At 61.0% G+C, this 7375-nt stretch carries 9 protein-coding genes and 1 pseudogene; all 10 read right to left on the bottom strand.

What is annotated here, in order from left to right; translation table 11 throughout:
* Positions 1–188 (bottom strand): hypothetical protein (locus tag IQ216_RS09635; RefSeq protein WP_228007351.1); only part of this gene is annotated, 188 nt, incomplete at its 3' end.
* A 64-nt stretch (positions 189–252) separates the two neighbouring features.
* On the bottom strand, positions 253–759 hold the full coding sequence (locus tag IQ216_RS09630) for a MotA/TolQ/ExbB proton channel family protein (protein WP_193815298.1): 507 nt from the start codon (positions 757–759) through the stop codon (positions 253–255).
* The gene (locus IQ216_RS09625) at positions 753–1061 is read right to left on the bottom strand and encodes a motility-associated protein (protein ID WP_193815297.1); all 309 of its coding nucleotides are present in this window, start codon (positions 1059–1061) and stop codon (positions 753–755) included. Before IQ216_RS09625 ends, IQ216_RS09630 begins: the two co-directional genes overlap by 7 nt.
* Positions 1062–1620: 559 nt before the next feature.
* On the bottom strand, positions 1621–1803 hold the full coding sequence (locus IQ216_RS09620; protein WP_186699965.1) for a hypothetical protein: 183 nt from the start codon (positions 1801–1803) through the stop codon (positions 1621–1623).
* Positions 1804–1825: 22 nt separating this feature from the next.
* The gene (locus IQ216_RS09615) at positions 1826–2125 is read right to left on the bottom strand and encodes a hypothetical protein (protein WP_186699963.1); all 300 of its coding nucleotides are present in this window, start codon (positions 2123–2125) and stop codon (positions 1826–1828) included.
* 10 nt (positions 2126–2135) lie between these two features.
* Positions 2136–2321, bottom strand: a pseudogene (locus IQ216_RS09610) (peptide-methionine (S)-S-oxide reductase MsrA); the annotation flags it as partial.
* Between the two features lie 366 nt (positions 2322–2687).
* Positions 2688–2852, bottom strand: a complete 165-nt coding sequence (locus IQ216_RS09605; RefSeq protein WP_193815296.1) for a hypothetical protein — start codon at positions 2850–2852, stop codon at positions 2688–2690.
* A 252-nt stretch (positions 2853–3104) separates the two neighbouring features.
* Positions 3105–4352, bottom strand: a complete 1248-nt coding sequence (locus tag IQ216_RS09600; RefSeq protein WP_193815299.1) for a glutamate carboxypeptidase — start codon at positions 4350–4352, stop codon at positions 3105–3107.
* 67 nt (positions 4353–4419) lie between these two features.
* A complete protein-coding gene (locus tag IQ216_RS09595) occupies positions 4420–4884 on the bottom strand; it encodes a hypothetical protein (protein WP_193815295.1) in 465 nt (154 codons plus the stop codon).
* 372 nt (positions 4885–5256) lie between these two features.
* A complete protein-coding gene (locus tag IQ216_RS09590; RefSeq protein WP_193815294.1) occupies positions 5257–6600 on the bottom strand; it encodes a hypothetical protein in 1344 nt (447 codons plus the stop codon).
* Positions 6601–7375 lie beyond the last annotated feature (775 nt).

Below are 7375 nucleotides of genomic sequence, written 5' to 3'. Positions count from 1 at the left end.
CCATAGGAGCGCGGCTCGAATGGGCCCGCCGGTGGCACCAGATGCACGCAGATCCCGTCGCTGGCGCCCAGATAATCGCAGAGCCCGGAACGAACCTCCTCTGCCAGCCGCCGGATGCGGTTGTAGTTCTCCTCGGCCAGGGCTTGGTAAACCTCGACGGTGGCGACAAGTTCATCGAAACGGGACATCGTCAATAGCCTTGTTCTGACAGGGGGAAGGCAGGAGCCTAACGGCTCTGGCCGCCCGCGCCAATCAGGCAGCTGGTCTTCGTGCTGCTGCGAGCGGGGTAACCGCCGCGCTCGCCGATACGGCTTCCGGCTGCAGCGCGATGGGCAGGGTCGTGCGCGCCATCTCGATGGCGAGCGAGGGGGCGGCGCCCTCTCCGAAACGGCTGATCACGCCGCGGATCGTCTCCAGGAAGATCGCCTCTTCCTCGACGATCTGGCCATAACGTGCTGCAATCGGCCCGACGAGCCCGTAGGCGAGGAATACGCCGAGGAATGTGCCCAGCAGCGCCGCGCCGATCATCGCGCCCAGAATGGCGGGGTCCTGATCAATCGCGCCCATTGTCCGGATGATGCCGAGCACGGCTGCGACGATGCCAAGCGCGGGCAGCGCGTCGGCCAGCGTCTGCAGCGCGCCAACCGCCTTGGCCCGCTGCGCCATATGCCCGTCGATGGCGTCCATCATCCGCTGATCCGCCCGCTGAGGATCAGAGAGGTCAAGTGCCATCAGCCGGAATGCGTCGCAGATCAGCATGCGTGCCGGGGCGTCTTCCAGGATGCGCGGCGCTTCACAGCGCGCATCAGGCCGCCGGTCAGCGTGAAGAGATCGGCATAGTCGCTCTTCTTCCAGCGGGCGCCGCGGAATGCGCGCACAAAGCCTGCCAGCGCTTCACGCGCAACGGCCGGGGAATTGGCCAGCATCACCGTTCCGATGGCCGCCCCGCCAATCAGGGCCAGCTCGAACGGCAGCGCATGCATGGCAGCAGGCCCGCCGGTCAGGGCAAGGCCGCCCCCGACGAGGATCAGAACGATGACAAGACCGGCCAGTTGGAGCACTGCGCGTCATTTCCCTTTCAAGACGTGCGAAGCACGAATACCCTTCATGACCCGGCGCGTCTTAAAGCCGCGTTCACAAGGGGGGTGTTCGGGCGCACCGCAGACTGCAAAAAAAGCTCGTTACGAGGGGGACCCATCACCATGCCAGGCATCAACGGCCCCCTTCCCGACCAGTCCCGCCCGGACCGGCGGGGCGCCTTCATCCTGCTGTTCTTTGCGCTGATGGCCATTGGCGCAGGCAACACGATGCTGCTCGCCGCCGTGCTGCCCCAGCTGACGCGCGAAATGGCGATGCCGGACTGGATGGCCGGGGCGGTGTTCTCACTTTCCGCCCTCCTCTGGTCGCTGACCTCCCCTTTCTGGGGCGAACGCTCGAACCGCTGGGGCCGCCGGAAAGTCGCCGCGATTGGCCTGGCAGGCTACGCGGCTTCCATGTTCTTCATCTGGCTGACCGGGCGCTTCGCCCTCTCCGGCATGATGACCAATATTGTCGCGATTTTCGTCTGCNNCTGGCGCTCGCCTCTCTCCTGCTCGCTCTGCTGGGGGTCGGGGGCAGGGGTCACAGCAGCCGGCCGCGGTCGCCGGTCGGCCAGGCCGGGCTCTCGGCGGCTGGGGCGTCTCGCCACTGCATCGGCAGCTCGAGGCGGGGATTGAGCTTCACGGTCCAGAGCACCAGGGCAAAGCACACCCCGATGGTGCTGACCACGGCCACGATCACGACACGGTCCGGCAGGGGGGTCATGGGCTCAGGGACAGAGGTGGGCTCAGACCCGCTCGGTGCGGGTGCAGTCAATGCGGCTGGGCAGCTGCTCGAGGGTGAGGATGTCGCCCCGCAGAATCAGGGTGCGGCTGCGGTTGCGGTAGCGCAGGCCCGGCAGCTGGGACGACTCCCTGAAGAAGGTGGCCCGGGTGCCGCCGCTGATCAGCGAGGCCTGGGAGTCGTTGCGCTCCACCAGCACCCGGCCCTTGTTCGGGCAGATGAAACTCTCGGTGCTGTCGTAGTTCTCCCACCAGGGGGAGAACTGGCTCAACAGCAGCATCGACGACAGCAGCAGGCTGGACATCAGGGCGGGATCAGTCGAGGCGGATGGGCGCGTTGTCGCCCCGCAGCACGCAGTGGCTGATCGACCAGTCGTAGGCCTGCCAGACCCTGAGGTCAAGCCTGTAGTCGGCGTCCACGAACGCCCCCAGCGGCACGCCGGTGGGCTGGGCCGAGCAGTAGGGCCTGCTGCCGGGTTTGGCCAGGTACTGCTGGCAATAGTTGTTACGGAAAGGCATGGTGGACTTCACATGCGGCCAGGCTAACCAGCAGGCCATCGAACCTCTCTCTCGGAAAGGCGCAAGCAAGTCCGGTGCAGCTCGCGCTTCAGCAAGGTCTTCACCTCCTCCTGGGTCTTCGTCGCGTAATCGCCCATCGACGTGATTGCCAGGATGTCCACCAAGATCGGCAGCGGAAGGCCCATCAGCTAATCCCACTCTGCCCTGGTCCACGCGAACAATGCTGTTTCAAACTTGGGTGCGTTCACTAGGGAGACGCTGGAAAAACCAGTCCGACTACGGGATAATGGTGTTGTAATCACAGGCCTGGACTGGGGTGATGGGCGGTAAGCAGCTGGGATTTGGCGATTACGAGCAGTCCACCGCCAAGAAGCGCACCAAGCGGGAGAAGTTCCTGGCGGRGATGGACGTGGCGGTGCCCAGCAGCTCGCGCACCAGGTCGTGGTGCTCGGGCAGCAGGGCTTCGAGCATGGACCCGGTGCGCTTGTCGTGCCGTGCCGTGGTTGCTTCCATGGCGGGGGGTGTAAACAGCTGGCCGGACGGAAACGCCAGCCCTCGGCCGTCAACAGAGGCGGCCCTACCCATGGCGCAGCCCACCCTCCAGGTGCTGGCGATGGCCGAGCGATCCGTTGCGCTCACCTCGATGGGGCCCACTCCAGTGTCCTCACGAACCGACCCGGCCCGCACTCCTGCCGGCTAGCAGCCCATCCCAGGCTGAGACCCGGCTGACCGCCCAGCAATCTGTCTCGCACCTGGGCGTGACGTTCACTCGCGGCATGGCTCGGGACCCGGCAGGGGGCAAGGCCGGGTCTCCAGTAGGCGGACCACCAAGTAGAGCCGCGCTGGCACGCTCTCCAGGTCGGCCCACTCGGCGGGGGAGTGAAGGTTGCCGCCCACCACGCCCAAACCTTCGAGCACGGCGGGCCCTTGCTTTCCGGGTTGGTAGGCATGACCCGCGTCGGTGCCGAAGCCCATCGCCACCGCTTTGAGGTTGAGGCCGAGTTCCTGGTGGATGGCCTGGGCCTGCCGCACGAGCCGCTGTGTGGCAGCGTTGGCGGGAAACGGGGGCCGCTGGGGTCGCACCGTTAGCGTGGCGCTGGTATTGGCAACGCGGCGCCTCTGGATCGTGCTCTTGATCTCGTCCCTCACCCGCACCAGCTCAGTGGGATCGCTGAAACGCATGTCGGCAGTGGCAGTCGCATCGGCAGGGATCACATTGGGTCGATCACCGGCGCGGATCCGGGTCCAGTTGACCGTGGTGCCCTTGGAGGAATCACCCAACTCCTGTAGGGCAAGGATCTGGTGCGCCAGCTCCACGGCGGCATTGCGGCCACTCTCCGGCGAGGCCCCGGCATGGGCGGCCCGGCCCTCCACCGACAGGGTCAGGTAGGCAATCCCCTTGGTGGACTTGATCACCGAGTCAGGGGGGCTGGGCTCGAAGGAGAACACCACGTCCTGGTCAGCGGCCAGACGTGCAATGAGTTCGGACGATCCCCGTGAGCCGATCTCCTCGTCGGGATTAAAAAGCACGGTGATCGTGGCGAAATCGGTGAACTTGCGCTCAAGCAGCAACTCCAGAGCCTGCAGGATCATCACGACACCGCCCTTGGCATCGGCCACACCGGGGCCAAAGGCCCGGCCTGCCTCCACCCGAAAGGGCCGCCGGTCTGCCTCCCCATCCGGGAAAATGGTGTCGTAGTGGACCATCAACATGATCTGCCTGCTGCCACGGCCTCTGATCCGCCCCACGACAATCTCTCCTGCGGACGGGTTGGCAGGGATGCGCTCCACCTGCGCGCCGAGGCGACTGAGCCGCTGAGCCAGGAAATCCGCGACCTGATCGAGCCCCTCCTGCTGGCCGCTGCCACTGTCAATTGCCACCAGCTGGCGCAGTTCATCACGGAAGGCAACCGCCCGTGCTTGGCTGCTGCTTAGCAATACGGGATCCCCCATCCTCATTGGGGCGGGCGATGCCGGGAGGACTGCCTGGACGGTCCCGGCTGAGATCGTCATCAGGGTTGCAAAGACCCGCAAGGCATGTTGCGGGCTGGTTATGGACAACACGGACAGCACTTCGGGACTACGCACCATTTATATTATTGGTGAGCCCTGGAATTCCAGGGCTGAGGAAAAGTGTTTCACAGTCGCTCTGGCCTGAGCTGCCTGCATGGGAATTGGTCGCTGGCGTCGCTCCCGGCAGCGTCGCGCTCAGCTGCAGACATGAACAACCTGGTGGGAACTGCACAGTCAGCCACTGCTCAGCTCGATGGAGATCAGAACGCTGTACAGTTCTCGCTTGAATAAACAATAAAGGCGCCTGTTGCTGTAACTCCACCAGAGCCTGGTCTGCAGTCTGCTCATCGGGGGCCACCACGGCAGCCTTGTGCTGATCGGCCAGCAGCTCCAGCAGCGGGTGGTGTCCATCCAGCACTGCGGGTTCGTGGAAACTGCCGGTTACGATGGCCCAGGCGCCAGCCTCCAGCCGGTCCGGCTGGTGCTTGGGAACGGCCTCGAGATCGCCCGCTGCCTTACGCAGGCCGGTCACGGTTCCTGCAGGAACGTTGATGATTCGACTGTCTGGATTGGTGGCAGAAGCGGGGATGTGGAGCGACGAGTCCCGCGCACCAAACCGGAGCTTGTAACGGTGGGCTAGCTAGCTCTGCTGAGACAGGCTACTAATGGCGGCTTGCGGCACAGGTGTTCAATACCCCAGTGCTGATGATTGAGGCCGACAGCCAGCTCGCAAATCACTACCGCCCAATCTCGATCACAGCCCAGGTCGAGACCATCGCTGCACTGATGCGAGAGGACGCTACCCGAATTGACCGAGTGATCATCTAAAAAGTACCTGAGCGAAGGGGCCATGTGGCCCCCATTCCCAGACCAAGACTCTGATCAGCCAAAACGAAGTCTTAGTTTAAGAGAAGAACTCAAGAAAGACGCTGGCGTTACCACCAGTAGAAAGCCCCCCAACGACAGCATTGTCTGCCACCCGAATAAGTATATCATCGTCAGTAGAGGACGCATCATTACCGGCCATGAACACGAACTGCGAGCCCTCAGCATCAAAGAGAACGAACTGCCCGGCATTGAGATCCTCGTTGAGAACCGAAACGCGATCTTCTATTGAAGCGCCGACACCGGCCTTGAAGGTAACTTCGCCAGAATTATCAGTATTGAAGTTAGCCCCAATAATGCTAGAGGCGATCTTCACTTCCTGCGGAAGCACTGCAGTTACATTGATCCTGGCAATGGCGGTTGTGCCGGCATCAATGGCCTGCAGTGTATCAAAGGAATTCACATTGGATTCAGATGCATTGGTATACTTGACGTCAACCTCGGAAGTTCGAGTAAGCTGTATCAAGTCAGCTCCATGACCTCCAAAAACATTAAGTTCACCTTCGAATCCAGGGCCAGCAAAAATAGTATCAGCCCCGTCTCCGCCGAACACGCGGGCGCTATCTGATTCCAGTTCGCCATCAAAAGGGCTAATAGGGTCTAGGAGGACTATACTATCATTGCCAGCATCGCCATAGACCGTGCTACCTAGAAGACTCCCAGAAATGACGATTGTATCGCCCCCAGCACCCCCGTTGATTGTGCTCTCTATAACTGAACGAGCAAAGAGCTTGTCGGCATCTCCGCCAAGTTGGACAGTGGATCTGAATATAATCTCCTCAACCGATACAGTATCACTGCCAGCGCCTGCAGCAAGCAAGGAACTTTCTACCAAGACGCCATCAGTAGTCGCTAAATCAGCGCCACCGCCTAGATTGATTACACTGCTATCGCGAATTTGGTCTATCCGGAGAGTATCAGCGCCTGCGCCCATACTGATTACACCAGAAGTAAGATCATCAATATAGAGCGAGTCGGCGCCAGCACCCATCTCGATCGTAGAGTCTATGACCTCATCCATGACCTGGATATTATCGTTCCCATCTCCAGCTTTGATGACTGAATCATCAATAATACCAGGTAAACCAGCCTGTTCAGAGACAGTCATGGTGTCACCTCCGGCACCAAGCTGAACGACGCTTTTGAAGATGACTCCTCTATGAGCAATCCGGTCAGGTCCGCCCTTAAGAGTAACGAAAGAGTTTTGGAGGATAACTTCAGCGCTGACAGTATCAATGTCGACAGTGTCAGCACCACCTTGACCAATGACCGATAGGCTTGTTGTAGCTGAAAGGATAAACAGATCGGGATTGTCGGTTCCTGTCAGAGTTTGGCCGGAACCAATTGCTGTGAAAATTGCCATGTAGTGTTGAAAGCCCGACCAAGATCGGCAAGCGTTCACCAGGCTTTACGTTATCGCCGCGGTGGTGTAGTGTCTGTAAGCCAGTGAGACGATCACCGAGCCCTGCCTAGTCAGCACTTCATATGTGTCCAGTGGCCGGGGCTCCCCATCGGGCCAGCAAGTCTCCGATCGCTCCTCTGCGCCATCACCCAAGGCCAGCACCGTGACGGCACCGGGTACGCCGATCGAGGCCTTGATACAGCGGTGGGAAGATTCTTGCCCCCACTGTCTACCGCGGCCACCGGAACTGGTACTGCATCATCCCCAGGCAGTAGTCTTGGAGGGTGGGATGACCGGGTGGCTCCAGATTAACCTTCCCGTTCTCCAGATGGTACGGCGCTGTAAACAGCCCGGTGTTCCGTCAACTGTGCAGAGTCCAGCGGCTCAGGTGTAACTGGCGGGCAGCTCCAGCAATCATGGTAATCATGCACCCAGATTGCTGAGTTGCAACCTTACTGGCCGCCCATCCTGGGGAGAGTGATGCCGTGCCTCGAAATAGCATTCTCACTTGGTAATTGTAAAATCTTTTTAGGCTGTCACTAGGGAGCCTCTGGGCAACGAGCCCTGAAAGTGGGTCCAAGGTTGGAATTTGCTCGGAATGAACAACGTTTGGCGAATCTGAGGTTGGCTTGGCTGATTTCACCCTTTCGGGTGCCAAAATCTGCCCATGTTGGCCGATTCTTTCCCTCGACAGGCACACTGATCTCCTGATCACGTACTGCATAGCAACCTGCGA

Origin of the sequence: Cyanobium sp. LEGE 06143, from assembly GCF_015207535.1 — a bacterium.
Taxonomy (GTDB): domain Bacteria; phylum Cyanobacteriota; class Cyanobacteriia; order PCC-6307; family Cyanobiaceae; genus NIES-981.
The sequence above is the reverse complement of the archived record's forward strand: the minus strand, read 5'-3'. Positions and strand labels throughout refer to the sequence as shown.